This window comes from Pelomonas aquatica (assembly GCF_026712205.1).
Classification (GTDB): domain Bacteria; phylum Pseudomonadota; class Gammaproteobacteria; order Burkholderiales; family Burkholderiaceae_C; genus Pelomonas; species Pelomonas aquatica.
The window spans coordinates 1-25,327 of the sequence record NZ_JAPPUW010000021.1 but is presented as its reverse complement, the minus strand read 5'-3'; the positions used below and the strand labels follow the sequence as shown (position 1 = coordinate 25,327).

General features: G+C 69.4%; 19 protein-coding genes and 1 riboswitch. Of the genes, 6 read left to right on the top strand and 13 right to left on the bottom strand.

What is annotated here, in order from left to right; all coding sequences use genetic code 11:
• Positions 1-10: 10 nt before the first annotated feature.
• Positions 11-1,318 (bottom strand): NAD-dependent dihydropyrimidine dehydrogenase subunit PreA, encoded by a 1,308-nt coding sequence (gene preA, locus NYP07_RS19245; RefSeq protein ID WP_268153347.1) that lies wholly within the window; start codon positions 1,316-1,318, stop codon positions 11-13.
• Positions 1,311-2,666, bottom strand: coding sequence for an NAD(P)-dependent oxidoreductase (locus NYP07_RS19240; RefSeq protein ID WP_268153346.1), 1,356 nt, complete (start codon positions 2,664-2,666; stop codon positions 1,311-1,313). Before NYP07_RS19240 ends, preA begins: the two co-directional genes overlap by 8 nt.
• A 107-nt stretch (positions 2,667-2,773) precedes the next feature.
• Here NYP07_RS19240 and NYP07_RS19235 point away from each other — a divergent pair, with 107 nt between their 5' ends.
• A complete protein-coding gene (locus NYP07_RS19235; RefSeq protein WP_268153344.1) occupies positions 2,774-3,406 on the top strand; it encodes a TetR family transcriptional regulator C-terminal domain-containing protein in 633 nt (210 codons plus the stop codon).
• A 146-nt stretch (positions 3,407-3,552) separates the two neighbouring features.
• Here NYP07_RS19235 and NYP07_RS19230 read toward each other — a convergent pair whose 3' ends face one another.
• Together NYP07_RS19230 and NYP07_RS19225 are read right to left on the bottom strand one after the other, a co-directional pair.
• The gene (locus NYP07_RS19230; RefSeq protein WP_268153343.1) at positions 3,553-4,179 is read right to left on the bottom strand and encodes a hypothetical protein; all 627 of its coding nucleotides are present in this window, start codon (positions 4,177-4,179) and stop codon (positions 3,553-3,555) included.
• Positions 4,176-4,682: an RNA polymerase sigma factor gene (locus NYP07_RS19225; protein WP_268153342.1), complete on the bottom strand. Its 507-nt coding sequence runs from the start codon at positions 4,680-4,682 to the stop codon at positions 4,176-4,178. The genes NYP07_RS19230 and NYP07_RS19225 overlap by 4 nt, the downstream gene beginning before the upstream one ends.
• A 78-nt stretch (positions 4,683-4,760) precedes the next feature.
• Between NYP07_RS19225 and NYP07_RS19220 the strand changes: the two genes are divergently transcribed.
• Positions 4,761-6,050: a S8 family serine peptidase gene (locus NYP07_RS19220; protein ID WP_268153341.1), complete on the top strand. Its 1,290-nt coding sequence runs from the start codon at positions 4,761-4,763 to the stop codon at positions 6,048-6,050.
• Positions 6,051-6,161: 111 nt separating this feature from the next.
• A complete protein-coding gene (locus NYP07_RS19215) occupies positions 6,162-6,800 on the top strand; it encodes a hypothetical protein (protein ID WP_268153340.1) in 639 nt (212 codons plus the stop codon).
• 54 nt (positions 6,801-6,854) lie between these two features.
• Here the strand turns inward: NYP07_RS19215 and NYP07_RS19210 are convergent, their stop codons facing one another.
• The gene (locus NYP07_RS19210; RefSeq protein WP_268153339.1) at positions 6,855-8,057 is read right to left on the bottom strand and encodes an HD-GYP domain-containing protein; all 1,203 of its coding nucleotides are present in this window, start codon (positions 8,055-8,057) and stop codon (positions 6,855-6,857) included.
• 75 nt (positions 8,058-8,132) lie between these two features.
• Positions 8,133-8,198, top strand: a riboswitch (S-adenosyl-L-homocysteine riboswitch).
• A 19-nt stretch (positions 8,199-8,217) separates the two neighbouring features.
• Between NYP07_RS19210 and metH the strand changes: the two genes are divergently transcribed.
• From metH to NYP07_RS23980, 3 genes are all read left to right on the top strand, one after another.
• Positions 8,218-10,911, top strand: a complete 2,694-nt coding sequence (gene metH / locus NYP07_RS19205) for a methionine synthase (protein WP_268153338.1) — start codon at positions 8,218-8,220, stop codon at positions 10,909-10,911.
• A 111-nt stretch (positions 10,912-11,022) separates the two neighbouring features.
• A complete protein-coding gene (locus NYP07_RS19200) occupies positions 11,023-11,595 on the top strand; it encodes a glycine zipper 2TM domain-containing protein (RefSeq protein WP_268153337.1) in 573 nt (190 codons plus the stop codon).
• Between the two features lie 81 nt (positions 11,596-11,676).
• Complete coding sequence (locus NYP07_RS23980) at positions 11,677-12,129, top strand: glycine zipper 2TM domain-containing protein (protein ID WP_276597536.1); 453 nt, start codon at positions 11,677-11,679, stop codon at positions 12,127-12,129.
• Positions 12,130-12,144: 15 nt separating this feature from the next.
• On the opposite strand, the gene NYP07_RS19190 is transcribed toward NYP07_RS23980, so the two are convergent.
• The 8 genes from NYP07_RS19190 to NYP07_RS19155 form a co-directional block, all read right to left on the bottom strand.
• Positions 12,145-13,659 carry a YifB family Mg chelatase-like AAA ATPase gene (locus tag NYP07_RS19190; protein ID WP_268153336.1) on the bottom strand — a complete coding sequence of 505 codons (1,515 nt, stop codon included), beginning with the start codon at positions 13,657-13,659 and terminating at the stop codon, positions 12,145-12,147.
• Between the two features lie 158 nt (positions 13,660-13,817).
• Positions 13,818-15,470, bottom strand: coding sequence for an RHS repeat-associated core domain-containing protein (locus NYP07_RS19185; RefSeq protein WP_268153335.1), 1,653 nt, complete (start codon positions 15,468-15,470; stop codon positions 13,818-13,820).
• 227 nt (positions 15,471-15,697) lie between these two features.
• A complete protein-coding gene (locus NYP07_RS19180; protein WP_268153334.1) occupies positions 15,698-17,056 on the bottom strand; it encodes a PoNe immunity protein domain-containing protein in 1,359 nt (452 codons plus the stop codon).
• Positions 17,057-17,063: 7 nt separating this feature from the next.
• Positions 17,064-22,166: a DUF6531 domain-containing protein gene (locus NYP07_RS19175; RefSeq protein WP_268153333.1), complete on the bottom strand. Its 5,103-nt coding sequence runs from the start codon at positions 22,164-22,166 to the stop codon at positions 17,064-17,066.
• Positions 22,167-22,187: 21 nt separating this feature from the next.
• Positions 22,188-23,081 carry a TadE/TadG family type IV pilus assembly protein gene (locus tag NYP07_RS19170; protein ID WP_268153332.1) on the bottom strand — a complete coding sequence of 298 codons (894 nt, stop codon included), beginning with the start codon at positions 23,079-23,081 and terminating at the stop codon, positions 22,188-22,190.
• 10 nt (positions 23,082-23,091) lie between these two features.
• On the bottom strand, positions 23,092-23,946 hold the full coding sequence (locus NYP07_RS19165) for a hypothetical protein (protein ID WP_268153331.1): 855 nt from the start codon (positions 23,944-23,946) through the stop codon (positions 23,092-23,094).
• Positions 23,947-23,954: 8 nt separating this feature from the next.
• Complete coding sequence (locus tag NYP07_RS19160) at positions 23,955-24,323, bottom strand: DUF192 domain-containing protein (protein WP_268153330.1); 369 nt, start codon at positions 24,321-24,323, stop codon at positions 23,955-23,957.
• Between the two features lie 7 nt (positions 24,324-24,330).
• Positions 24,331-25,215 (bottom strand): type II secretion system F family protein, encoded by an 885-nt coding sequence (locus tag NYP07_RS19155; protein ID WP_268153329.1) that lies wholly within the window; start codon positions 25,213-25,215, stop codon positions 24,331-24,333.
• Between the last annotated feature and the right edge of the window lie 112 nt (positions 25,216-25,327).

Sequence of the window (25,327 nt, the reverse complement as noted above, 5' to 3'; positions counted from 1 at the left end):
CTCGATTCCTTCAGTCGCACCCGGCGCGCATCGGGTTGTTGGGGTGCGTGGTCCAGTTCGCGTAACTGCCGTCGATGACGCGACCCGTGCGGGCATCGGTCTCGCCGGCGTCCAGCCTGCGCATCGTGATGGTGCCAGGGACGGGGCAGATCGACACGCACAAGTTGCAACCCACGCACTCGGCTTCGTTGACGTGGAAGTGACGCTTGCCCTCCTTCGTGGCGAAGATGGCCTGGTGGGAGGTGTCTTCGCAGACCACGTGGCAGCGGCCGCACTGGATGCAGCTGTCCTGATCGATCACCGCCTTCTCGACGTGGTTCAGGTTGAGCTGGTTCCAGTTCTTCACGCTCGGCACCGCGCGGCCCTGGAAGTCCGCGAGGCTCGCGTAACCCTTCTCGTCCATGAAGTTGGCGAGGCCCGAGCACAGGTCCTGCACGATCTTGAAGCCGTAGACCATGGCGGCCGTGCAGACCTGCACGGTGCCGCAGCCCATGGCGATGAACTCGGCCGCGTCGCGCCAGGTGGTGATGCCGCCGATGCCGCTGATCGGCAGCCCGGCCGTGGCCGCGTCGCGCGCGATCTCGGCCACCATGTTGAGCGCGATGGGCTTGACCGCCTGACCGCAGTAGCCGCCGTGCGAGCCCAGGCCGTCAGTGGAAGGGCTCATGATCATGCGGTCCAGGTCGACGCCCATCACCGAGTTGATGGTGTTGATGAGGCTGACCGCGTCGGCGCCGCCGGCCCTGGCCGCGCGGGCCGGGACCCTTACGTCGGTGATGTTGGGCGTCAGCTTGACGATGACGGGCATGCGCGTGTGCTTCTTGCACCACTCGGTCACCTGCTGGATGTACTCGGGCACCTGGCCCACGGCCGAGCCCATGCCGCGCTCGCTCATGCCGTGCGGGCAGCCGAAGTTCAGCTCGACGCCATCGGCGCCGGTGTCGGCAACCCTGGCGAGGATGTTCTTCCAGGCCTCCTCGTTCACCGGCACCATCAGCGACACGACCATGGCGCGGTCGGGGAAGTCGCGCTTCACGCGGCGGATCTCGTCGAGGTTGGTCTGCAGCGGCCGGTCGGAGATGAGCTCGATGTTGTTGAAGCCGATGACGCGGCGGTCTTGGCTCCACAGCGTCGCATAGCGCGGGCCGTTGACGTTGACGACCGGCGGGTCCTCGCCCAGCGTCTTCCAGACCACGCCGCCCCAGCCGGCCTCGAAGGCGCGCCGCACATTGACCTCCTTGTCGGTCGGCGGCGCCGATGCGAGCCAGAAGGGGTTGGGGCTCTGGATGCCGAGGAAGTTGCTGCTCAGGTCAGCCATGGGCCAGCTCCTGCGTCAGTGCGGCGTGGATGGACTCGGCGGCGCGCTTGCCGTGCTCGACGGCCTCGACCGTCAGGTCGCGCCCGCCGGCGCGGCAGTCGCCGCCGGCCCAGACGCGCGGCAGGCTGGTGCGGAACTGCGCGTCGGTCCTGATGCGGCCGCCTTCCAGCGCGATGGCCGCGCCGGCCGCCTCGCCAGTTTCATCTCCGTAGGCCTGGCCGATGGCGCGCAGCACCAGGTCGGCCTCGATGAAGAACTGCTCGCCGGTGTCGACGAGTTGGCTGCCTTCGAGCCGCGTCGCCGCGAAGCGCATGCCGCGCAGCACGCCGCCGCTTGCCTCGACGGCCAGCGGCCGCGCCCAGCAGCGGATCGTCACGCCATGGGTTTGCGCCCAGTGCTGCTCATATTCGGAGGCCGACAGCGCCGAAGGCCCGCGGCGGTAGACCATGGTCACCTGCTCGGCCCCGAGCAGCCGGCTCTGCACGGCCGCGTCCACGGCCGTCATGCCGCCGCCGATGACGACGACGCGGCGGCCCACGGCCACGATCTCGGGCGCGCTCTGGCGCAGCTCGGCGATGAAGTCGACCGCATCGCGCAAGCCCGGCACCTGCGGCTCGGCAATGCCCAGCGCGTTGACGCCGGCCAGGCCCAGGCCGAGGAAGACCGCGTCGTACTCGGCCAGCAGGCCGTCCAGCGTGATGTCGCGGCCGAGGCGGCGGTTCAGTTGCGGCGTGATGCCGCCGATGCTCAGCAACCAGGCGATCTCGCGCTGCGCGAAACCGCCGGCCACCTTGTAGCTGGCCAGGCCGTATTCGTTCAGGCCGCCGAGCTTGGGGCGGGCGTCGAACAGCGCGATGTCGTGGCCATGCCGCGCCAGGCCATGCGCCGCCGCCAGGCCGGCCGGGCCGGCGCCGACGACCGCCACGCGCCGGCCCGTGGGCAGGCCGCGCTCGAACAGCGGCTTGCCCGGGCGCGCGAAGTGGCCCTCCACCGCAAAGCGCTGCAGCAGCCCGATCTCGACCGGCTTGGCCTCGTTGGCATGGCGCACGCAGGCCTGCTCGCACAGCACCTCGGTCGGGCAGACGCGGGCGCACAGGCCGCCGAGCGGGTTGGCCGTCAGGATGGCCTCGGCCGCGCCGCGCAGGTTGTCCTGCGCGATGCGCTGGATGAAGCTCGGGATGTCGATGCCGGTCGGGCAGGCCGCCTGGCAGGGCGCGTCGAAGCAGTAGTAGCAGCGCTCCGCCTCGATCAGCGCCTGCGTGCGGTTCAGCGGCGGGTGGGCGTCGGCGAAGTTGCGGGCGTAGTCGGCGGGCGAAAGTCGGCCCGGCTTCAGGTCGGCAAGGTCCACGGGGGCTCTCCGAGGGTTTAACAGTCAAACATTACTACCCCGTAAAAATTGACCCAGACGTAAAAACCCGCAGCTCCCGCCTGGTGCGCCCCGTCAAAATCCGGTGCATGACCGAACCCGTCGCCGTGACGCGCATCCCGCGCGCCGCCACCCTGCGCAAGCAGGAGGCCATCCTTGCCGAGGCCGAGCGCCAGTTCGCGCGCTTCGGCTTCGAAGGCGTCAGCCTCGACAGCATTGCCGCCGTCCTCGCCCTCTCGCGCCAGAACCTGCTCTACCACTGGCCCAGCAAGGAGGAGCTCTACCGGGCCGTGCTGGACAGCGTGATGGGCGAGTGGATGGCCAATATGACGGCCATCGCCGAGGCCGACGAGCCCCAGGCGGCCATCCAGACCTATGTCGCCGTCAAGCTGCGCTTCAGCCGCGAGCGGCCCAGCGGCAATGCCGTCTTCACCCGCGAGATCATGGCCGGTGCGCCGCGCTACCAGGATGTGCTCAAGGCCCAGGTCATGCCGCTGCTGCATGCCGACGTGGCCCGCTTCGAGCGCTGGGCCTCCGAGGGCCGCGTGCGGCGGCTGGACTTCACGCACCTGATGTTCCTGATCTGGTCGTCCACCCAGGCCTATGCCGACCTGGCGCCGCAGTTCGCCCTCTACATGGGCAAGCCGCGGCTGCAGGAGGCTGATTTCGACGCGGCCCGCGAACTCATCACGAGCCTGATCTGGCGCAGCCTGCAGGTGTGAAGCCCCTTGCCCAGTCTTGCGCCGCTGAACGCGAGCAAGCCTGGTCAGTCCCCCAAGGGGACGGCGATTGACCGTGCTTCGAGCCCGGTCAACATCGCCAGACGGGCCGGCTTGGGGCGGCCCGGCGCCCGGCCCGCAAGGTCGGCTCAGCGCCAGCCCGCGTCCCGCGCCGCGCGCTCCTGCTCCGGCCCCAGGGCCTCGCCGGCCATCAGGCCGTCCACGGCGGTCAGCACCGAGGGCGGCAGGCTGCTGGCGGCCTGGCGCATGCCGCCGCCCGCTGCCGGCGCCGTGGCCGCCAGCTGCTGCAGCGCCCAGCCGCCATCGGCCTCCCGGCAGGCCAGGCCGGCCGACGCGGCGGTCGTGAAGCTGCGGCAGTAGCGCCCGTCCCGGGCCTTGAAGCTGAGCTGGACCGCCACCGCGGCGCCGGCCTCGGGCGCGCCGGCCAGCTGACGGTCCAGCGCGCGGGCCACCGAGCCCGTGGCCACCAGCCGGCCGCCGTCCAGCGCGTCGCCGCCGGAGGGCGCCAGCCGCGTGCCGAGCAGCGTGCCCAGCAGCAGCGTCGCGGCCATGCCGCCCCAGGCCGCCCAGCTGGACATCGCCCGGCCCGGCCCTCGAAGCCTGGCCCGCACCGCGCCGATGTCAACGACCTGCGGTGCCGGCTCGGCCAGCAGCGCCTTGAGGCGGTCCGGCACCGGCTCGTGCAGCACCTCGCCGAAGGCGGCGGCCATGCGCCGGCGCTCGGCCTTCAGCATCTCTTCGTCGTTCGGGCTCATGGCCACTCTCCCAGCAATTCCTGCAAGGCCTCGCGGGCGCGGGCGAGGCGGCTCGTCACCGTGCCCACGGGCACGCCCAGCACCTCGGCCGCTTCCTGGTAGCTCTGGCCCTCCACCAGCACCAGGCCGACGACGGCGCGGTGCTCCTCGCTCAGCCGCGCGACGGCCTTGCGCACGAGGATGGCGTCGAGCTGCGAACCAGAACCCGAGACGGCCGCGCCGTCGCCGACGTGCTCGCCGTCCTCCTCGGGCAGGAAGGTCTGGCCGCGCCGCTCGCGGGCGCGCAGTTCGTCGATCCAGGCGTTCTGCATGATGCGAAACATCCAGCTGTCCAGACGCGTTCCAGGCGTCCACTGGTCGCTGCGGGTCAGCGCCTTCTCGATGGCGGCCTGCACCAGGTCGTCGGCGTCTTCGCGGGCATGGGCCAGCGTGCGGCCGAAACGGCGCAGCCGCGGCAGCAGCGCGGCGATCTGCTGGCGAAGCTCGGCAAGGTTTTCTGGCATCGATGCAAGGACAACGGATGAGGCGCGGATTTTCTTCCCGGCCTCGCTCGTTATCCTCGTAAAACATTCCCGAACGCCATGAAAGCCGTCTTCACCCTGTCCCTTTGCGCCGCGCTGGCTGCGCCCGCCCAGGCCCAGCTGCGCCTGCCGCAGCTGCCCGGCATGCCGCGCCTGCCGGGCATTGCCGACCGCGTGCTGCCCCAGCCGCTGCCCGAGCTGCTGTCGTCGGCGACCCAGCTCGTCGACCTGCGCCTGAGCACCGTGCGCGAGCTGCTGGCCCGCCACCGCGACCTCGTCGAGGCCGACCCGGCCGGCGAACCCATCCGGCGCCAGGAGCTGGTGCTGGTCTCGCCCAGCCATGCGGCCCTGGCCGCAGCGGCCGAGCTGGGCCTGGCCCGGCTGCGCGAGGAGGCCTGGCCCGAGCTGGACCTGCGCGAGGTCGTGCTGCGCGTGCCGGCGGGCCTGGACACGGCGCAGGCGCTTGCGCGGCTGCGCGCCGCCCAGCCCGGCCTGCAGGCGGACTTCAACCATCTGTATTCGCGCAGCGGCGAGGTCGCCGCGGCTGCGGCCGCAGCGCAGCGCGGCGCGCAGCCCGGGCCGCTGCGCGTGGGCCTCGTCGACGGCGGCGTGGACCGCCGCCACGCGGCCCTGCGCCACGCGGCCGGCGCAAGCTTCGGCTGTGACGGCCGTGCCCTGCCGAGTGAGCACGGCACGGCCGTCGCGTCCCTGCTGGTCGGCCACGACCGCGGCTTTGCCGGCGCTGCGTCCAAGGCCGAGCTGTTCGCGGCGGACGTCTATTGCGAGCAGCCCGACGGCGGCTCGGCCGAGGAGGTCGTGCGTGCGCTGGCCTGGATGGCGCGCGAGCGCGTCGCCGTCGTCAACATCAGCCTGGTCGGGCCGCAGAACCGGCTGCTGGAGCAGGGCGTCGCGGCGCTGGTGAAGCGCGGCCACCTGCTCGTCGCGGCGGTCGGCAACGACGGCCCGGCCGCGCCGCCGCTCTACCCGGCGTCCTATGCCGGCGTCGTCGGCGTGACCGGCGTGAGCCCCGGCCGCCGCGTGCTGCCCGAGGCGGCGCAGGGGCCGCAGGTGATGTGGTCAGCGCCCGGCGCCGACGTGGCCGTGGCGCGCAGCGGCGGCGGCTATGGCATCGCGCGCGGCACCTCGTTCGCCGCGCCGCTGGTGGCCGGCCTGCTGGCGGCCGAGCTGCGCGCGCCCGATGTCGCGGCAGCCGCAGCAGCGGTGGACAAGCTCGCGACCGGCGCCGTGGACCTGGGCGCGCCGGGCCGCGACCCGGTCTACGGCCGCGGCCTCGTCGCCGAGGAGCTGCGCGTCGTGCCCGAGCAGTTGCAGCAGCGGCAGGCGCGCTGACACAAATCGTTTCAAGTCAGGCGGGAAGGAAGTTCCGGCGGCGGTCGTTGTACTCGGTGAAAGGGCCGGAATGGCCGGCTCTTCCAAGACGACCACCCTCGGAGATCCATCATGTTTGCAACCCGTCGCACCCAAGTCCTTCGCAGCACGCTGAGCCTCGCCGCCCTGGCCGCCGGCCTGTGCGCCACCAACGCCCACGCCGGCCTGCTCGGTGGCGGCCTCGGCGGAGGCCTCACCGGCGGCCTGAACGGCGCGCTGTCGCCGCGCCAGCTCGACATCGGCGGCAATGCCAACGGCTCTGCCAGGGGCTGGGCCGGCGACCTGAGGCAGAACGCCAGCGACAAGGCCGGCGAGGCCAAGTCCGCCGCTCAGGGCACGGCGGGCGGCCTGAAGTCCACGGCGGGCGACGAGGCCGGCGATTTGAAGACGGCCGGCCAGGGCTTGAAGGACCAGTTCGCGTCGACGGCGGCCAGCGGCTCGGGCAGCGCCAGTGGCGCGTTGAGCCAGAGCGCAGCGCCGAGCGCCACGCCGGCCGCGGCGACGACGGCGAAGCCCACCGCCCCGGCAACCCCCGTGGCGTCCACGGCCCCGGCCGCGACCACCGGCAGCAGCAAGGCGGCGAACGGGGGTGTCAATGCCCAGGCTACCGGCCGTCAGGCGCAGGCTTCGGGCGGCGCGTCCGCCACGGCCTCGCGCGCCGACCACTCGGTGGCGGTGGATGCGTCGGCCAACGGCTCGGCCCAGCGCTGATCCGGTCCGGCTGAAGCAGCAGGGCGGCCCGAGGGCCGCCCTTTGCCGTGGCGTTCAGAGCCTCAGCAGCGCATCCAGGTTCACATGCAGCTTCAGCTCCGCCGGCGCGAGGCTGGCGGCGATGGCCTGGGTGGCCAGCCGGGTGTCGCGCGGCACAGGGTTGCTCAGCGGGCTGCCGCTCTTGCCGATCAGCGCGGCCACCAGGGGTTCGTTGGCGCTGAAGCCGCGCTTGAACACGATGCCGACCTCGCCGTTGGCCAGGCGCACGATGCTGCCGGGCGGGTAGAGGCCCACGGTCTTGATCAGTGCCGCGCCGGCCTCGTCGGGCTGGCCGAGCTCGTCGAGGAAGACGGCGCGCGCCGCTGCCGCGCCGCTCATGGCCTGGCGGCTGCGGCGCGGTGACAGGCGGGCGCCGAAGATGTCGATGCGGCGCAGCAGGCGCGCCAGCCTCTCGCCGTCGCTGCGCGCGGCCAGCGGGCCGGGGCCGGCCTCGTGGTGCAGGCGCACGGCCGTCAGCCAGACCGGGTCGGTGATGCCGGCCTGGGCCAGGCGCTGGGCGGCGCGGTCGCCGTGGGCGGCCATGGCCTGGCGCTGGGCCGGCGTTGCCGGCCCGGTCTGGCTGGCCATGCGGTCATGGGCCTCGCCGGCGCCGTAGTTCATCGTCAGCGCCGCGCCCTGCAGGGCCGTGCGCAGCTCGGGCGCGAGCTGCAGCTGCCCGGCGATGAGGTCGCAGAGCAGCAGGGTCAGCAGCGCGTGGCGGGAGCTGTAGTCGCCGAACTCCTGGCTGCTCTCGAAGACCAGCAGCATCAGCGTCGCGTCGGGATGGCCGTGCAGGCGCTTCAGCGCCGCGTCGCGCAGCGCCGCCAGGCGGACGGCGAAGTCGGCCGGCGCGGCTTCGCGCAGCAGCGCGTGGGCGTGCAGCAGCAGGTCGGACCAGGCCTCGCGCGGGCCGGGCTCGACCTTGCCCGGCGCCAGCGTGTCGAGCCGGAAGCTGGCGTCGGCCTTGGCGATGTCGGACAGCGGCACGTCCTGCAGGACCAGGGTGTCGAGCCGGTGGGCGCGGGCGCGCTGGTATTCCAGCGTGTCCTCGGACTGCACCCAGGCGCCGCCCTCGGCGAGCTGGCGCACCAGCGGCGAGTCGCGCAGCACCTGGCCGCGCGCGAACAGCAGCTTGCCGCCGGCGTCGAACAGGTCGTAGGGCAGCGTCATGCCCGGCCGCAGCGTGCGGGCGGGCAGGGGGATGAGGTCTGAGGCCATGGATCAGGCCATTGTTCGGCAGGTTTAAGCCTGGCTTGAGGGCTGGCGAAGGCCGGCTGCGTAGAATTCCCGCCTTCATCCGAGGAGCGCTGCGAGGATTTTCCCCAGGCTCGGATCGTTTTCAAACGGCGCTCATCGATCTCCCGCGTGGACTGCCTCGATGACCATTTCGCCGCCCCCCCTGAAGCTCTCCGGCCTGGAGCCCGTCGCCATCGACGCCGGCAGCCTGTTCGTCAACATCGGCGAGCGCACCAACGTCACCGGCTCCAAGGCCTTTGCCCGGCTGATCCTCGCGGGCCAGTTCGAGGATGCGCTGGCCGTGGCCCGCCAGCAGGTCGAGAACGGCGCCCAGGTCATCGACATCAACATGGACGAGGCCATGCTGGACAGCCAGGCGGCGATGGTGCGCTTCCTGAACCTGATCGCCGGCGAGCCCGAGATCGCGCGCGTGCCCATCATGATCGACTCGTCCAAGTGGGCGGTCATCGAGGCCGGCCTGAAGTGCATCCAGGGCAAGGGCATCGTCAACTCGATCTCGCTGAAGGAAGGCGAGGCGGAGTTCAGGCGCCAGGCCGGGCTGGTGAGGCGCTACGGCGCCGCGGCCGTCGTGATGGCCTTCGACGAGCAGGGCCAGGCCGACACCTTCGCCCGCAAGACCGAGATCTGCGCGCGGGCCTACCGCATCCTGGTCGACGAGGTGGATTTCCCGCCCGAGGACATCATCTTCGACCCCAACATCTTCGCGATCGCGACGGGCATCGAGGAGCACGACAACTACGCGGTGGACTTCATCGAGGCCACGCGCTGGATCAAGGCCAATCTGCCGGGCGCCAAGGTGTCGGGCGGCGTCAGCAACGTGTCCTTCAGCTTCCGCGGCAACGAGCCGGTGCGCGAGGCCATCCACACGGTCTTCCTGTACCACGCCATCCAGGCCGGCATGGACATGGGCATCGTCAACGCCGGCATGGTGGGCGTCTACGACGACCTCGATGCCGAGCTGCGCGAGCGCGTCGAGGACGTGGTGCTGAACCGCCGCGCCGACGCCGGCGAGCGCCTCATCGAGATCGCCGACCGCGCCAAGAGCGCCGGCAAGGATGACTCGGCCCGTCTGGCCTGGCGCGCCGGCGACGTGAACGAACGCCTGAGCCACGCGCTGGTGCACGGCATCACGGACTTCATCGTCGACGACACCGAGGAAGCTTGGGCAGCCATCTCGGCCAAGGGCGGCCGGCCGCTGCACGTCATCGAAGGCCCGCTGATGGCCGGCATGAACGTCGTCGGCGACCTGTTCGGCCAGGGCAAGATGTTCCTGCCCCAGGTGGTCAAGAGCGCCCGCGTGATGAAGAGCGCGGTGGCCCACCTGGTGCCCTATATCGAGGAAGAGAAGCGCCGGCTCGAAGCCGCCGGCGGCGACGTGAAGAGCAAGGGCAAGATCGTCATGGCCACGGTCAAGGGCGATGTGCACGACATCGGCAAGAACATCGTCACGGTGGTCCTGCAGTGCAACAACTACGAGGTCGTCAACATGGGCGTCATGGTGCCGGCCCAGGACATCCTGCGCAAAGCCAAGGAGGAGGGCGCGGACATCATCGGCCTGTCCGGCCTCATCACGCCGAGCCTGGAGGAGATGCAGCACGTGGCCGCCGAGATGCAGCGCGACGACTACTTCGCCTCGCGCCACATGCCGCTGCTGATCGGCGGCGCGACGACCAGCCGCGTGCACACGGCCGTCAAGATCTCGCCGCACTACGAGGGGCCGGTCGTCTATGTGCCCGACGCATCGCGCGCGGTCGGCGTCTGCTCCGAGCTGCTCAGCGACGAGCGCGCCGCGGCCTATGTCGCCGAGCTCAGGGCCGACATCGAGAAGACCCGCCAGCTGCATGCGAACAAGAAGCAGACGCCGCTGGTCACGCTGGCACAGGCGCGCGCCAATGCTGCACCGCTGGACCTGGGCCGCGTTGCGCCGGCGCCGAAATTCACCGGCCGCCGCGTGCTGAAGAACCTCGACCTCGCCGAGCTGGCCAGGTACATCGACTGGGGGCCCTACTTCCAGACCTGGGACCTGGCCGGCCCCTATCCGGCCATCCTCGACGACGCCGTCGTCGGCAGCGAGGCGCGCAAGGTCTTCGCCGACGCCCAGGCCATGCTGAAGAAGATCATCGACGGCCGCTGGCTGCAGGCCCATGCGGTGTTCGGCCTCTATCCGGCGGCGCGCGTGAACGATGACGACATCGCGATCCGCAGCGAGCCGCCCATGGTCTGGCACGGCCTGCGCATGCAGTCGGAGCGGCCGGTCGTCGACGGCGTGAAGCGGCCCAACCGCTGCCTGTCCGATTTCATCGCAGAGAGCGGTGACCACATCGGCCTGTTTGCCGTGACGGCGGGACTGGGCGTGGACAGGAAGGAAGCCGACTTCCTCGCCACCCACGACGACTACTCGGCCATCATGCTCAAGGCCCTGGCCGACCGCCTCGCCGAGGCCGCGGCCGAGTGGCTGCACGAGCGCGTGCGCCGCGAGTTCTGGGGCTATGCGCCGGCCGAGGCGCTGGGCAACGACGAGCTCATCGCCGAGAAATACCAGGGCATCCGCCCCGCGCCCGGCTACCCGGCCTGCCCCGACCATTCGCCCAAGCGAGAGCTGTTCAAGGTGCTCGCGCCGGAGGAGATCGGCATGGGCCTGACCGACAGCATGGCCATGACGCCGGCCGCCAGCGTCAGCGGCTTCTACCTGGCCCACCCCGACGCGGCCTATTTCAACGTTGGCCGCATCGGCGACGACCAGCTCGCCGACTGGGCCGCGCGCTGCGGCCTCGAACTCGGCGACGCCGAGCGCGCGCTCGCGCCGCTGCGCTGAGGCGGCCTGCGCCTTGGGCCGCGCGGCCCTACCCGCAGAGCCGGCGCCGTCCTACAAGCCAGGGGTGGCGCCGGCCTTAGGCTGGAGGCCTACAGATTTCAAGGAGCCCCCATGTCGCCCGCCCCCCAGCTCAAGTCCACCCAGATCGTCGCCGGCGTCGCCGTCGTGCTGGCGCTGCTTGGCGGCGCCTACGCGGTGGGCCGCTCGCAAGGCCCCGGCGCCGACGCCCCCCCGCCGGTGGTTGCGCAGGAGGCCGCCAAGCCCCAGCGCCTGGCCGCCGCCGGAAACACCGCGCCGCGCGAGGCCGCGCCGCAGGCCCGCCACGCCGAAGAAGGCAGCCAGCCCGCGCTCTGCCAGGGCTGCGCCCGCGTGACCGATGTGCACACCGAGACCCGCCGTGGCCAGGCCAGCGGCGTGGGTGCCGTGGGCGGCGCCGTCGTCGGTGGCCTGCTCGGCAACATGCTGGGCGGTGGCAATGGCAAGAAGCTCGCGACCGTGGGCGGTGCCGTCGCCGGCGGCTATGCCGGCAACGAGATCGAGAAGAACGAGAAGAGGTACTCGGTCTGGGTCGTGCAGGTGCAGGAGCGCGACGGCCACACGCGCCGCTTCGAGCGCAGCGCCGACCCGGGCCTGCGCGTCGGCGACGAGGTGCGCCTGACCGAGAGCGGCTTCAGCCGCGTCTGAAGGCGGGCATGACGGCGGCGCTGGCGCGCGGGCGCCGGCTGCCGCACACTGGCCGGGTTCGCATACCCAGGAGGTGACGCCATGAAGCAGATGATCCCCGCGGCGGCGCTGGCCGCCGTTTTTGCCGCCGCGCAGGCCCAGCAGGCGCCGCAGCCGGCCGCTTCGGTGCCCCTGCCGACCGCGAGGCAACTGGCCAAGCTCTGCGACGGCTGCGCCTGGGTGCAGGACGTGCACAGCGAGACCCACAAGGGCAAGGGCAGCGGCCTGGGCGTCGTCGGCGGCGCCGTGCTCGGCGGCCTGCTGGGCAACCAGGTCGGCGGCGGCACGGGCAAGAAGATCGCGACCGTGGGCGGTGCCGTGGCCGGCGGCTATGCCGGCAACGAGGTCGAGAAGAACATGAAGAAGCAGACCGTCTGGATCGTGCAGCTCGTCAACAAGGACGGCAGCACGCGCCGCATGGAACTGGGCGCCGACCCGAATCTGAGGGCGGGCGACACGGTGCGCGAGAAGGACGGCCAGCTGCAGCGCCAGTAGGCGCCGGCCGGCGGCTCAGCCCGCCTGGCCGGGCAGGCCGCGCCGCATCTGGATGGCCTCGGCCACATGGCCGCTGCCGATGCCTGCCGCGCCGGCCAGGTCCGCGATCGTGCGCGCGACGCGCAGCACGCGGTGGAAGCTTCGCGCCGACCAGCCGAGGCGCTCGGCCGAGCGCTCCAGCAAGGACTTGGCGGCCGGCTCCAGTCCGGCGTGCCCGGCCAGGTCCTGGGCTGGCAGCTGCGCGTTCGCCACGCCCTGGCGCATCAGTGCGCGCTCGCGCGCGGCGGCCACGCGCTCGGCGACGACGGCGCTGGGCTCGCCCGGGGCCATGTCCTGCAGCTCGCGCGGCGGGATGACGGGCACCTCGACGAGCAGGTCCAGCCGGTCCAGGAAGGGCCCGCTGAGCCGGCCCTGGTAGCGCGCCACCTGGTCGGGCGTGCAGCGGCAGGCGCGCAGCGGGTTGCCCAGATGTCCGCAAGGGCAGGGGTTCATCGCGGCAACGAGCTGGAAGCGCGCGGGGAACTCGGCCTGGCGGGCCGCCCTCGAGATCAGGATGCGGCCGGTCTCCAAGGGCTCTCGCAAGGCCTCCAACGCAGCCCTTGGAAATTCGGGAATTTCGTCGAGGAACAACACGCCGTGCTGGGCCAGCGAGATCTCCCCCGGTCGCGGCGGTGATCCGCCGCCGACCAGGGCCACGCTCGACGCCGAGTGGTGAGGCGCCCGCAGCGGCCTCTGCCCCCAGCGCGAGATGTCGAACTGGCCGGACAGGCTGAGCACGGCGGCGGACTCCAGGGCCGCATCGTCGTCCAGCGCCGGCAGCAGGCCGGCCAGGCGCTGGGCCAGCATGGACTTGCCGGTGCCCGGCGGGCCGACCATCAACAGGCTGTGCGAGCCGGCCGCGGCGATCTCCAGCGCGCGCTTCGGGCCGGCCTGGCCCTTGATGTCGGCCAGGTCGGGCAGGCCGCTCTGACGTTCGCGCGGCAGGGCCGCGGCGCGCGCCAGGCCTTCGCCTTCGGGCTGCAGCGCCGCGACGACATCGAGCAGGTGTCTGGCCTGCCGCACCGCGAGGCCGTCGACCAGTGCGGCCTCGGCGGCGCTGGCCTCGGGCAGCAGCAGCTCGCGGTCCGTGCCGGCCTGGCGCAGCGCCAGGGCCATCGCCAGCGCGCCGCGCACGGGCCGCAGCTCGCCGGCCAGCGACAGTTCGCCGGCGCATTCGAAGCGCGCCAGCCTGGCCGCGTCGATCTGCCCGTTGGCCGCCAGCAGGCCCAGGGCCATCGGCAGGTCGAAACGGCCGCCCTCCTTGGGCAGATCGGCCGGCGCGAGGTTCACGGTGATGCGCTTGTTCGCAGGGAAGCCCAGGCCGCTGTTCTGCAGCGCCGCGCGCACGCGCTCGCGGGCCTCCTTGACCTCGGTATCCGCGAGGCCGACGACGGTGAACGACGGCAGGCCGTTGGCCAGATGCACTTCCACGGTCACCGGCGCAGCGGCAAGGCCGTCGAGGGCGCGGGAGTGGACGGTGGCGAGGGACATGGCGGCGTGGCTTGTCGCGATGGGCCGCAGCATAGTGCGGGCGGGGAATGGGCTGGCCTTGTCCGCGCAGCCTGCTGGGCTGCGCGGCTTGCCGTTGGGCAAGGGATTGCGGCGCGAGTGGGCTGGCCGCCGAAGGAGGAAAATGATGCCGATACGAGTCAATGCTCTGTCTCGACGCGGCTGCCGTCGGGCTTGATCTCCCAGCCTCGTATCAAGCCCGTGGCCTTGGTGTAGCGTGCGGCATTGAAATCCCCGCCAGGCATGTCGAAGCGCGAAAGACCGCCGTCTGCGCGCTCGATGTCCCAGCCGAACAGCACGCCATCGGGCTTGAGGCGGAACTTCAGCCGCAGTGCGCCACGGCGGGCGCGGATGTCGGCCAGCACTTCATCGGGGATGCGGCGTGCGACTTCGACGGTGTAGTCGCCCAGCATTTCGCTGTCGTAATGACTGCCCCAGGGCCCATGATGCTGGATGCCCTTGTTCTTGGCAATGATCTGGCGTTTGGCGATTTCTTGAGCATCGTCTTTGTAAGTTTCGATATGGTGTCCAGGATAGGTAATGTCACGGCCGAAATCATCGACGTAGGCCGTGGTGTTCGGTGCGCCGAACTTCAGCTGGTCGCGCGGCGGATAGCACTTGGTGGCGTCGCAGTAGTAGCCGATGCCGGGGCAGCCGTTGGTGGAGCAGTCGCGGTTGATCTGCGCAGTTTCGTTGATCTCGGACGCTGCCTCGTACTTGGCCACGCGGCGCTTGTCGATGTCGGTGGCCGCCCCGTCGCCGCAGGCCAGGATGCGCTGCTTGTCGGCATCGCCCGAGGTCGCCGACGTGACGTTGATCGGTGGCTCCTCGGCCGCGAAGTTGATCGGCGGCAACATCAGGCTGCGGGCCGGACAGCCGTTGGGGTAGAGCGCGGGGCGGTCGGCGTCGATGTAGTTTGCGATCAGGCGTGTGGCGTTCGCATCGTTCATCGTCACGGTGAACTCGGCAGCGCTGATGAGGTGGTCGCCGTAATGGTCCTTGAACAGGTCGGCCACGCCACCTTCGCCCAGCCAGCTCTCGGCCGACTTGCCGTTGAGGAAGTCACCGTTAACGTCGACCAGCAGGCTCTGCTGGCTGCTGGCGTATTTGCTTTGCAGGTTGTTGAGCGTGGCGTCACCGCCCACGCCGGACGGCGCCACCACCTGGTCGACGATGAAGGCCCAACGGGCCTTGGTGTAGCCCTGCATGGTGCCCAGGGCCTTGCCCTTGGCTTCGGTGGTGATGGCGAAGTAGCGGATGCGGGCCGCGCCGTCCGGGTCGAAGTACTGATCGGGCTGACCGGCGGCGAAGGCGTAGAGGTCAAGCAGATGGGCCGGACCGGTCGCGTTGACAGCATCGGCGATGCCTGCCGGGTCGGGGCTGATGAAGCGGCCGGCACCCGGCTCCAAGAAGCGAGCACTGCGGTAGATGAGGCCGCTGTCCTCGTCCTGCACCTGGCCGACATGGCGCAGCGGCTGGTGGATGCCTGCCACCGTGGCGGCTGGGTCGGCAGCCGACCACAGCACGCGCTCGCCATCCACCATGCGCTGCACGCGACCGGCGGCATCGGTGTACAAGGCGTGGCTGGGGGCGCCCAGCAGCCAGGTCCGCAGGCGCGCCCAACGACCGCGAGGGCTCGGATCGAGCTGGGTCACGGCGCGGTAGCCGATCGACGCATAGGCCTGGGTGAACTGGTCGCGGGCGTCGGCCTCGGCCACCAAGCGGTGGCGGTCGTCGTAGAGGCTAAGCGCCAGCGTGTCGGCCCCGCCGCTACCGTGGCGCCAGCTCAGCACGCGGCGGCCGCGCGTCGTAGAGGTAGTCCGTGCGATCCTGCCCAGCGTTGTACGCCTTCCAATTCGTCGTGCGGTAGTGGATCCGCTCTTGCTCTTCGCTTCTGTTACGCCGTCAAGCACCTGCGTCGGCAACAGCCAGCGCAGGGCAGGGTGCCATCGAACCGCTTGCACAGCGCCTGTAGCTCCGGCGAGATTTCCGGCCTGGATTTGCTAGGCTGAACCTTCCTTCACGTGAAGCGACCAGCCAGCCGCAGTTGCTGGGACAGCGCCTCCAACTCGTCAACATGCTTGCGCTGGACCAGGAGCGCTCGCCAATCGTCCTGGCCGCTGCTGTACTGCAGCAGGCGAAGGTTGCCTGCAGACCGCTGAATCCATGCTTGGGCGCGCACCATCACGGCCTCGCAGCGGGCGGCACCATTGCCGTCGATGTCGTCGCTTTCGAAGACGCTTCCGGGCGCGCGTGCAGCGATCAACGCGTGCAGTTGCGCCTCAAGCGTCTCGTCGTCCTTCAGGTCTGCACAGATCGCCTGCCCGTGCTCTGCAAGCGCGCCGAAAGCCAAGTCAGCGCTGGATTCAAGAGCGCCAGTCTCGTCCAGCGAACTGAGCGCAGCGGCGACGGCGACTTCATCCCCATCGCTGGCCAAAGCCAGCCAGCGTTCCAGGTCTGTGCCATGACGTTGATCGAGATTTATCCGTTTGCCAGGCGCTGGCTCGGGGAGATGCTCTCCGCTGGTTATCGGCAAGACATGGCCACCATAAGCCCGAAAGTGCGCAACCAGATCCCTGGGGTAGTGGGGGTGGTCGCTTAGCCCGACGTCGTCAATGTCCCACAGCATAACGACCAGGGCTAGCGGCAGGTCCCACTGCCCGACGTAGCCAAGGTCTCCCGGCTTGCTGGGCGCTCCGCTGCGCGCCAGTGCCCGAGCCCATTTCTCCAAAGCCCTGACAGCCAGCTTCGGGCGGTCAGCTACGGCGCCATCGATCAGAGCCATCAAATGCTGGTGATCCATTGGCATCCTTAGACGACGGGCCATCGGACGAGCAAAACCCAGTTGGCAGACGATACGGTCAAAGAGTGCGTCTTGGCCTGGCGGGCCACAGCAGTCCAGATAACGCGCCAGTTGCGCCGGTGTAGCTCGCATACCGACGAGCCAGGCCAAGCCTTTTAGCGCCTCTTCCAGCTTGAACTGAACTTCAATGATGCGGCGCGCCGGCTGCCAGATGGTAGAAAACTCCTTGTCGAAGTGCTCCAACTGTTCCAGATACTCATCGATCGTCGAGGCCAGTTCAGAAATTGGAAATCCTGCTGAATAGGCTATATGCCAATAGGCCGGAATGTTGCCCTCTCCATTGATTCGATTTTCATGGCGATGACCATTATTTCGATCATCGACAAGTTCGGCGCGTGCGAATTTCAAGGCCTTGACGGCCTGATTTTGAAGATATTCGCCTGAGGCGCTCGCCTGGCGCTGGTTGTCGCGAATGTGGTGAATGGTGTCGGCTCCAATTCTTGGAGCAATGTCGAGCCGAATTGTTGGCAGTTGCTGAACACCAAACATCCTCTTGAGTGCAGATAAAATTGCCATAGTTTATCTATTTGAATAGGCTGGTAATCTCATCGCCAACGGCCACTTTCTTTGGGTCGGTTGGATCCGGCTTGACCTCCCAATACCTTGTCCCGCTGGAATCGGTCGTGGCGAGAACCCGGGTCAGGCGGCCCTCCTTGAAGGCTTTTTGCATTTCAGTCGCAGCAGATGTTCCAACCGAACTATTGAGTCTGCTGCTGGGGTCCGCTGGCTTGTCAATGCCCAGCCAATTGTTGCTCAGCTGCTGATCGCCAGCCTTGGTCTTGTTCAGTAGGCCGTTGAGTTCCGCCTTGGTGTGGCTGAATGTTCCTCCGGTCGCCTTGGATTCAATGACATAGTATTGATCTTTGCCGCCGAGTAACCGTTTGAAAAAGCCGGGCTGTGATTCAAAGGCGCCGTCGACCCCCTTTGTGCCTTTGTAGGCAGCAAGCGCTGTATCGTATTCTGCTTGATTGGTGATCTTGTTCGGATCAATGGTTTTGCAGCAGAGCGCTTGCAGTTTGGCCTTGCCACTCATCAGCCAACTCCAAGCGTCGATTTCACCGACGAAACCGCGCTCCGCGTTGCTGCTGATGGCCGCCCATGAACTGGAGCGGAAGCCCAGCTTGGCGGCTGAGGAAGCGGCGTTGACGACCTTGCTCTTGGCGTAGTTGACGCTTTTCTTGAGCGACTCGATCGCTGTGGCGCCGAGGTCGCCTTCGGTCTTGGAGAAGACCTTTCTCAGCACGGCACCTTCGATGAAGGCTGCCGTCCCCTTGCCAAGCGCCTTTGACAGCTTGGCTGCCGCGGCATCCAGGTCACCGCTGCATTTCGCCGCGTTGATGGCGATCGTGGTGTCGATCAGACCCACGATGAGATCCGCCGCTGCCTTGCCCAGGGTGTAATAGGCGACGCCCAGCATCACGGCATCGAACGCGAACCCGATGCCCAAAGCATGCGAACCGGCCCAGAGCGCGAAGATGGCCGCGGTGGTGGCGATATGGCTGGGGCTGACCAGATCGCTTAGCGCGGCTGCCAGGTCGCTGGGCAGTTTTTCTTTCAGAGCGATGCTGACAACCTCGACCAGCTTGTCGCCAAAGCTCCAACCGCTTACGTCCGTGCCGGCTGGCGCCAGGCCCAACGGGTCCTGCAACGAATGCGGCCGATTCAGCGCAAAGGCGTATAGGTCAGGCCCAACGGCCAGGCCCATGGGGTCAGGCGTGAGGTAGCGTCCGGCCTGCGCGTCGTAGTAGCGGTGGGTGTTGTAGTGCAGCTCGGTCTCGGGGTCGTGGTACTGGTTAGACCCTCTCAGGTTGAACTCGACGCGGCCCAGCGACGCACCTTGCACCACAGAGGCGGCAAGGAAGTCAGCGACTTGCGCTTGCCAGACCACCTGACGTGCCGCATTGGTCAAAGCAAGCGGTGCATTGCGGTGGTCGGTGTGGATGTACAGGACCTGCCCAGTCTCCAGCAGCGCCACGGGCTTGTCGTTGATCCAGACGTATTGGCGTTGCACAGCGCCAGCGGCGTCGGCCTCGGCCACAAGTTGGCTGCCGTCGTGGAAAAAGTAAGTCGTTCGGCTGACCTGACTGCCCGCCTGGACCGTGACCTTGGCAATGCGCTGGCCGAACACGTTGTAGCGATAGCGGGCCACGGGTTGCAGCGCTTCACCCTTCGCGTCGCGCTGTACTTCGACCAGACGGCCCAGGCTGTCGTAACTCAGGCGCAGTTCGCCACGGGTGATCTGGCGTCCCAGGTCATCAAAGAGTTCATGGCCCGGCGTGGCGATGCCGGCCAACCTAAACGAGGCAGGCTGCGCAGCGGAGTCCGAGCCGCGCCAGCGATCCCATTGGCCATACAGGCGACCTTGCCAGAGCGGAGGCGAGGTGCTGTTCGCAACCTGCCCCAGGCTTGTGCCGCGTTGGGTTCTGACGACGCCGGGTTCCGTGTCGGCGCTGGTGTAACTGAGTCGGGTCTGGCCGACCTCTGGTGACCCTGCCTCGATCGCACGGCCCTGGTCGTCGAGCCGCAGTTCGTTGCCCAGGCCATTGCCGAACATGAAGCGTCGATTGGCGAAGGTGTCGGCCTCGTCGTTCAGTCCGTGAACCAGCGGTCGGTCCACCCAGCCCTTGAGCCAGACCGATTCCAGCAAGCCCGCGCGCGGATGCTGGCTGCCTCGGTAGCGATAGGCCAGCTGCTGGCCTCCCGGCATCTGCTTGGCGATCAGCTGGCCGTTTGCGTCGTAGGTGTAGCGCAGCGTCCAGCTGTGGCCGTCGACGGTCTGGCTGTGTTCGCTCAATTGCCCGGTACGGTCGTAGGCGAAGCGCTCGTCGCTGTGCAGCGAGCGGATGCGGCTGGGCTTGTTGTTCGCGCCCCATTCGATGTGGGCATCCTCGTCCAACTGGCCCTGGGCGTCGCGGGCTTGAATGGCGATGACGCGACCCGCCGCATCGCGCTGGTAGCGCGCTGTGTCGCCCACGTTGTCGCGCTGGCCGATGAGGCGACCGGCAGCGTCGTAGTCGTAGCGAGTGCTGCCGGTGGTGGGGCTGTCCGCGCGGCGCAGGAGGCCGAAGTCGTCTCGCCAGTAGATCGTGTAGCGGCCGGCCGAATCGGCCTGCTCGCTGAAACCCTGAGATGACGCGAGACGACCGGCCGCGAGGATGTCGTCCAGTCGTTGCTGCGCGGGGCTGAGTGCCCGCCAGATGTCGGGACGGGCCACCTCGGCACCGCTCTCGCTTTGGCCGATGAGTTGCTGCAGGCCGTCCGCGAGCTCGTCGCGGCGCTCGTTGGCGCTGCCGTCGCGACGGTCCGACTGCCAGGCCTTCGTCTGCGCAATGGAGCCATCGGGGTTGAGCAGGCGGGCCTGCAGCAACTGACCCTCGGTATCCCGTTGCAACTCGATGCGGTTGCTCGGTCCGTCCCAGACCGCTGCCACCCGGCCGCTCAGGTCCATCTGGAACTGCAGGGCCTGACCGCCGGCCATGACCACCTTGCGGAGGTGCAGCGAGCCGTTGTTCTCAAAGCGCTGGATTACACCGCCGCGGTCAAGCGCCGCGAGGGTGCCGTCCGCGGCGTAGCTATAGCGAGTCTTGGCCCCATCGGGGCCGATCAGGCTGGCAAGGCGGCCATCGGGGCCGTATTCGAATCGCGCCTGCAGGCCGGCAGGCATCTCCATGCGCAACGGCGTGCGGCCCCGTGCGTCCCAGACGATGCGCGTGATATCGGAATCGCTCGGGTCTCCCTTGGGGCCGTTAGGCAATGCGCCGTCGACCTCGGTCAGCACGCTCTTGCCGGCGACCAGGGTGTAGCGGTAGTGGGTCGACCGCTCCACGGGCGTAGGCCGCTCCTCGCCTCGCGCATCGACGAGGCTCCAGCCCTTCTCGGTGATGCGCAGCACCTGACCAGACTCGTTGTAGTCGACCTCGGTCGCGCGAGACTTGCCGGGGACGACGCTGGGCTGCTCAATCCGCGTTGGCTGCATCCCGAGAGCGAGGCTGCCATCCTTGAAACGCGTGTCTGTGTACTCCAGGCGCTGGCGCCATTGCGGCGACTGAGGCTTGCCAGCCGCATAGAGCTGTTCCGCAATCTCGACCTGACGATGCCAGCCGTCATAGCGCCACAGCTCGGCCCGCAGGGGTTGTCCCCGCGCATCGAGCTCGATGCTGCGCAGCAGCCGCCCCTCGGCGTCGTAGGCATAGCGCCGGTTGCTCGGCCCGCAGGTCGAGCAGCCGGCACCGGTGAACTCGATCAGCCGCAGCTGCCCGCCGATCACGGCGGTCTTGAGTTCGCTCGTCTGCCCGAGGCTGTTGGTCAGCCTGACAAGGCCCAGTCGCTCGGGCGACACCTGCACCTCGCCGCTCTTGTCCGGCCGGCCCTCGTTGGGGCTTGGCTTGCGCAGGTAGTCGACACGAACCTGCTCGATGCCGTGCTGGGCATCGGCCTTGCCGTCTTCAGCGGGCAGGCCCTTGGTGGACAGGATGGCGCGGCCCTGGGCGTCGTAGGCGTAGGTGGACAGGCGCTGCGGGCTGCCTTTGTTCTCCCCCGGCGCCTGCACGCTGATGCCCGTCAGCAGATAGCCGTAGCCGCCGTTGTACTGGGCCTCGTAGTGGTAGAGCCGCGTGACGTAGGCGCTGGCCTGCGGCTGGCCATCCTTGCCGGGCGCGTATTGGCTCACTGCAGTGAGGCGACCCTGGGCGTCGTGCTGGTAGCCGATGCGGCCCAGCGGCGTCAGCACAGCCTGCAGCGGCGCGCGCTGGCCCGGCGCGGCCTTGGCGTAGATGAATTCGAGCTTGCGGCCCTGCGGGTCGGTCACGCCGATGAGGTCGCCCAGCGGGCTGTAGCGCAGCTGCAAGTGCTCCCCACTGGCGGCGCGAATCTCGTGCAGCGGGTAGCCGCCCGTGGTCGCCCCCACCGCGCGGAAGCTCAGCACGCGGCCGTCGGCCCAGCGCCAGCGATAGACGCGGTCCCTGCCCTCGGGGCCGGTCTGCTCGATGCGGACCTGCCCGTCCTGCAGCTGCGTGCTGGTGCACAGCCTGGCGTTGGCGCCCACGCCGCGCTGCAGCGTGATGCGGCGGCCATCGGCCTGCACGATCTGCAGCTGCGAGCCCAGGTCGTAGAGCACCGTCTCGTAACTGGTGCGCCAGTTGGCGCCGCTCAAGCCGGGGTAGCTGGCGTCGCTGTTGTAGTAGCGCTTGAGCTCCAGGCCGAGCACGCCGGGCAGGGCCGGCAGGTCGGTCTCCTCCTGGTATTTGTTGCCGCTGAGCAGGTTGATCGGGTTGCCGCCGCCGACCGAGACACCGCCACTGCCCCCGCCGCCGACGCTGGCCGGCCCCGAGCCGCCGCAGTTCGGGCTGCCGCCGCCGGGCGCCGTGCAGGTGGGGCCACCGCCACCGCCTCCCGGCGTGCAGCGCGGGTCGTTCGGCAGGATGGAGCAGATCGGCGGCTTGGGGTCCGGCGCGCAGCTCATATTGGGCGGGCAGCTCGCCAATGGCGACTGCAGCACGGCCGCCTGGGCGGAGGGCTGCAATGCGACCGCGGTCCAGAGCAATGCGGCAATGCACGGCAAAAGCCCGCAGCGGGTCGACAAGTCCCTCAGGGCGGATGGGAAGCGAGCGGCGTTCATCGTTTTCATGGGGTGGAGCCCGTTCCGGCGTCAATGGCCGCCGCAGCTCGGCGGCTTGGGTTCGCACTTGCCGACGTCGGAGCCATCGGTGCAGATGGAGCAGCTCGGGTCCCACCAGGGGCAGGTGGGCAGGCTGGGGCTGCTGGCGGGCGGGCCGGGGTCGACGGGCCTGCCGTCGTTGCCCGGGCCGGGGTTGCTGACCATGGCGGCATTGCGGATCGCGTCGGACTGCATGCGCACGACGACATGCGACACGACGGGGATGCGGTGGGCGTCGATCAGGGCCTGCTTGAAGGGGTCGTCCGCCCCGGCGCCGAGCTTGCCCAGCGCCCAGGTGTAGAAGCGGCCGACGAGAGGCAACTGCTTCTTCTCGGGGATGCCGTAGGTGACGCGCAGCTTGAGCAGGTTGGCGTCGAGCAGGCTCTGGCCGCTGGCGTTCTTCTTCGGGTCGCTCTGGCAGCCGGGCACGTCGCGCGGGCAGCTCAGTTCGTCCAGGCCGGTGTTGGGGATGACCTTCTCGTCGGTCTTCAGTGCCTTCTGCAGCTCGGGGCTGTTGTAGTCGTCGAAGCTCTCCTGGGTGGGCGACAGGATCTCGATGCGCACGACCGTGCCGGTGATGTCCTCCAGCACCTTCTTGCCGGTGCTGGCCAGCTCGGCCGCCGTGCGGCCGCCGCCGTAGTAGCCCAGCATCGCGCGCTGGAAGCCCGACATGATCTTGGCCCTGCTGGCGTTGGCGACGGAGCCCGCGCGCGCTGCCTCGAAGGTCGCGTAGTTGACGCTGGACTTGGCGTGATAGCCCAGCGCCGCCTGCCACAGGCCGAGAACCAGGAACAGCAGGGTCGGCAGGACCAGCGTGGTCTCGACCAGGCCGGCGCCGCGCTGGCGCTGCGGCCCTGGGCGCGGTCGGCAGAGGTGGCGGCGCATGGTGGCTCCGTCAGTTGATGACCTTCACCGTGAAGCCGGCGGGCAGGTCGAGCTTGCCGGCCGGCGTGGCCTTGCCGCTGTCGACCCCCAGCGTGACGATGAGCTTGCGTTCGCTCAGGCCGGGCTGGGGCGCGTCGAGCATCCAGGGCAAGTTCAGGTACTGGGCCGCCGGGAAGCGGTCCCACAAGCAGCCTGACGTGAGGCTGGGCGGCACGTTGGGGCCGCTGGCGACCAGGCAGGTCTCGCCCATGACCTGCTTCTTGGACCAGGCCGCGACCTCGGCGCTCGTGGCGATGTTGCTGCGCGTGAAGCTGCTGCCGCCGCGCGTGCCGATGGCCTGCCGGGTGTCGTAGCGCAACTCGTACTTCACGCCGTCCAGCCACAGCCAGCCGCTGACGCTGTCCTGCCGCTTGGCGGCGGCGCAGTCCGGCGGCGTGACGGCGGCAGCATTGCCTTGCGCGGCCTTGAGATCGTCCAGCCAGCGCTGCATGTCGGGCAGCGTCAGACCGTAGCCGGCGGTGGTTTCGACCGAGCGGCCGTTGTCGTAGTAGCGCTCCACCACCTTCACGTCCAGGCCGGCCATCAGCACCTCGGGTGGCTGCACGGCCGGCAGCTTGTATTGCGCGTCGCGGAAGGCGTTGCATTGATCGACATTGACCTGGAAGACGTCGCGGGCGATGCCCGTGCTGCCGTTGGTGTGCAGATAGGTCTCCTGTGTTTTCAGATGGGCGGTGCCGGCGTAGGGATCGCTCGACGCACTGGGCGTGGCCGTGGCCGAATCGGCAGAGCTGCCGCCGCCGCAGGCGGCGAGCGTCAGCGCAAGGGCGGCAATGGCGGGAACGGGGACGAGTCGGTAGGCGTTCATGGAAGGGTTCATGGATGAGTCGGGCGGGTGGTGGCCCCGGGCGCGTGCGGGTTGCACCATGCGAGGTGCATGCCGGGGTGGATCTGCAGGCGCGTGGCCTCGCCGGCAGCCAGCTCCAGCGTCGTGCGCGCACCTCGACAGGCGCTGAAACGCCAGGGCGCGAGTGCGAGAACGACCTTGATCACCGTGTCGTCGGCGTCGAGGTAGACCACGTCGATGGCGTAGCGCATGAAGCAGGTGTGCACGCTGCCGCAGGGCTGCAGGGCCAGGGCTTCGCCGGGCTGCAGGCGCGGCAGCGCGAGCAGGCCGAGCAGGCGTGTGCGAAAGCGCGTGGCCTCGTGCACGAGCAGGGTGTCGGGTGTGGGGGTGATGTGCATTCGTTCCTCACAGGCCCATGTGCATGAACTTCATCGCGATCGGGAAACCGAGGACGACGAAGGTGCAGGGAAAGATGAAGGCGATCAGCGGGAACAGCAGCTTCACGGGCGCCTCCATGGCCAGCTTCTCGGCGCGCGCAAAGCGCTCGCTGCGGCGCTGCTCGGACTGGGCGCGCAGGATGGGGCCGAGGTTCATGCCCATGCGCTCCGCCTGGATCAGCGCGGAAACGAAGTTGGTGATGGACGGCTCGTTCATGCGGTCGGCCAGCGTGCGCAGCGCGTCCAGCCGTGGCCGGCCGGCGCGCACGTCGCGCAGCACGCGCGAAAACTCGTCCCGCAGCGGACCCGCCGGCCCCTTGGCCACGGCCTGGCTGAAGGCGCCGGTCAGGTTGAGGCCGGCCTCCACGCACAGCGTGATGATGTCCAGCATGAAGGGCAGGGTCTTCAGCGTCTCGCGGCGGCGCAGCTGCACGAGGTCGCGCAGCCAGATCGCCGGGAAGAGGTAGCCGCACAGCCCGGCCACCAGCGGCCAGGGCCCGAGCGGGCGGCCGAAGCTGCCCAGCAGCCAGACGGTCAGCAAGCCCACCAGCGCAGCGCTCAGCAACTGGCCTGCCACGAACTGCTCGGGTGCGAGGGCGTAGTCCAGGCCCGCCAGGCGCAGCCGCGTCAGCACGCGCTGGCGCAGCGGCACGCTCAGTTGCGGCCCCAGGTAGTAGGCGATCCAGCGGATGGGCCACCAGCCCAGGCGGAAGGCCAGCGGCGGCGAGTCGCGGTAGCTGCGATCCTCGTCGGGCACGTCGTCGATGGCGCGGATCAACGAATGCGCGACCAGCGCGATTGCGAGGCCCAGGCCCAGCGCGCACAGCAGCGGAATCCAGGCGTAAAGGCTCATTGGGCAACCTCCTGCTTGTTGACATCGACGAGGAGGTGGACCGAGGGTAGGAACTGACTTCCGTGCCCCCATGGTGACTGCCTGCGGCGCTGGCCTCGCGAAGGCCCGTATG

Coding starts and splice junctions, on each gene's coding strand:
- NYP07_RS19160 (WP_268153330.1), bottom strand. CDS start 24,323: ATGCACATCACCCCCACACCCGACACCCTGCTCGTGCACGAGGCCACG.
- NYP07_RS19220 (WP_268153341.1), top strand. CDS start 4,761: ATGAAAGCCGTCTTCACCCTGTCCCTTTGCGCCGCGCTGGCTGCGCCC.
- NYP07_RS19190 (WP_268153336.1), bottom strand. CDS start 13,659: ATGTCCCTCGCCACCGTCCACTCCCGCGCCCTCGACGGCCTTGCCGCT.
- NYP07_RS19165 (WP_268153331.1), bottom strand. CDS start 23,946: ATGAACGCCTACCGACTCGTCCCCGTTCCCGCCATTGCCGCCCTTGCG.
- NYP07_RS19215 (WP_268153340.1), top strand. CDS start 6,162: ATGTTTGCAACCCGTCGCACCCAAGTCCTTCGCAGCACGCTGAGCCTC.
- NYP07_RS19230 (WP_268153343.1), bottom strand. CDS start 4,179: ATGAGCCCGAACGACGAAGAGATGCTGAAGGCCGAGCGCCGGCGCATG.
- metH (WP_268153338.1), top strand. CDS start 8,218: ATGACCATTTCGCCGCCCCCCCTGAAGCTCTCCGGCCTGGAGCCCGTC.
- NYP07_RS19210 (WP_268153339.1), bottom strand. CDS start 8,057: ATGGCCTCAGACCTCATCCCCCTGCCCGCCCGCACGCTGCGGCCGGGC.
- NYP07_RS19235 (WP_268153344.1), top strand. CDS start 2,774: ATGACCGAACCCGTCGCCGTGACGCGCATCCCGCGCGCCGCCACCCTG.
- preA (WP_268153347.1), bottom strand. CDS start 1,318: ATGGCTGACCTGAGCAGCAACTTCCTCGGCATCCAGAGCCCCAACCCC.
- NYP07_RS23980 (WP_276597536.1), top strand. CDS start 11,677: ATGAAGCAGATGATCCCCGCGGCGGCGCTGGCCGCCGTTTTTGCCGCC.
- NYP07_RS19200 (WP_268153337.1), top strand. CDS start 11,023: ATGTCGCCCGCCCCCCAGCTCAAGTCCACCCAGATCGTCGCCGGCGTC.
- NYP07_RS19225 (WP_268153342.1), bottom strand. CDS start 4,682: ATGCCAGAAAACCTTGCCGAGCTTCGCCAGCAGATCGCCGCGCTGCTG.
- NYP07_RS19175 (WP_268153333.1), bottom strand. CDS start 22,166: ATGAAAACGATGAACGCCGCTCGCTTCCCATCCGCCCTGAGGGACTTG.
- NYP07_RS19170 (WP_268153332.1), bottom strand. CDS start 23,081: ATGCGCCGCCACCTCTGCCGACCGCGCCCAGGGCCGCAGCGCCAGCGC.
- NYP07_RS19155 (WP_268153329.1), bottom strand. CDS start 25,215: ATGAGCCTTTACGCCTGGATTCCGCTGCTGTGCGCGCTGGGCCTGGGC.
- NYP07_RS19180 (WP_268153334.1), bottom strand. CDS start 17,056: ATGGCAATTTTATCTGCACTCAAGAGGATGTTTGGTGTTCAGCAACTG.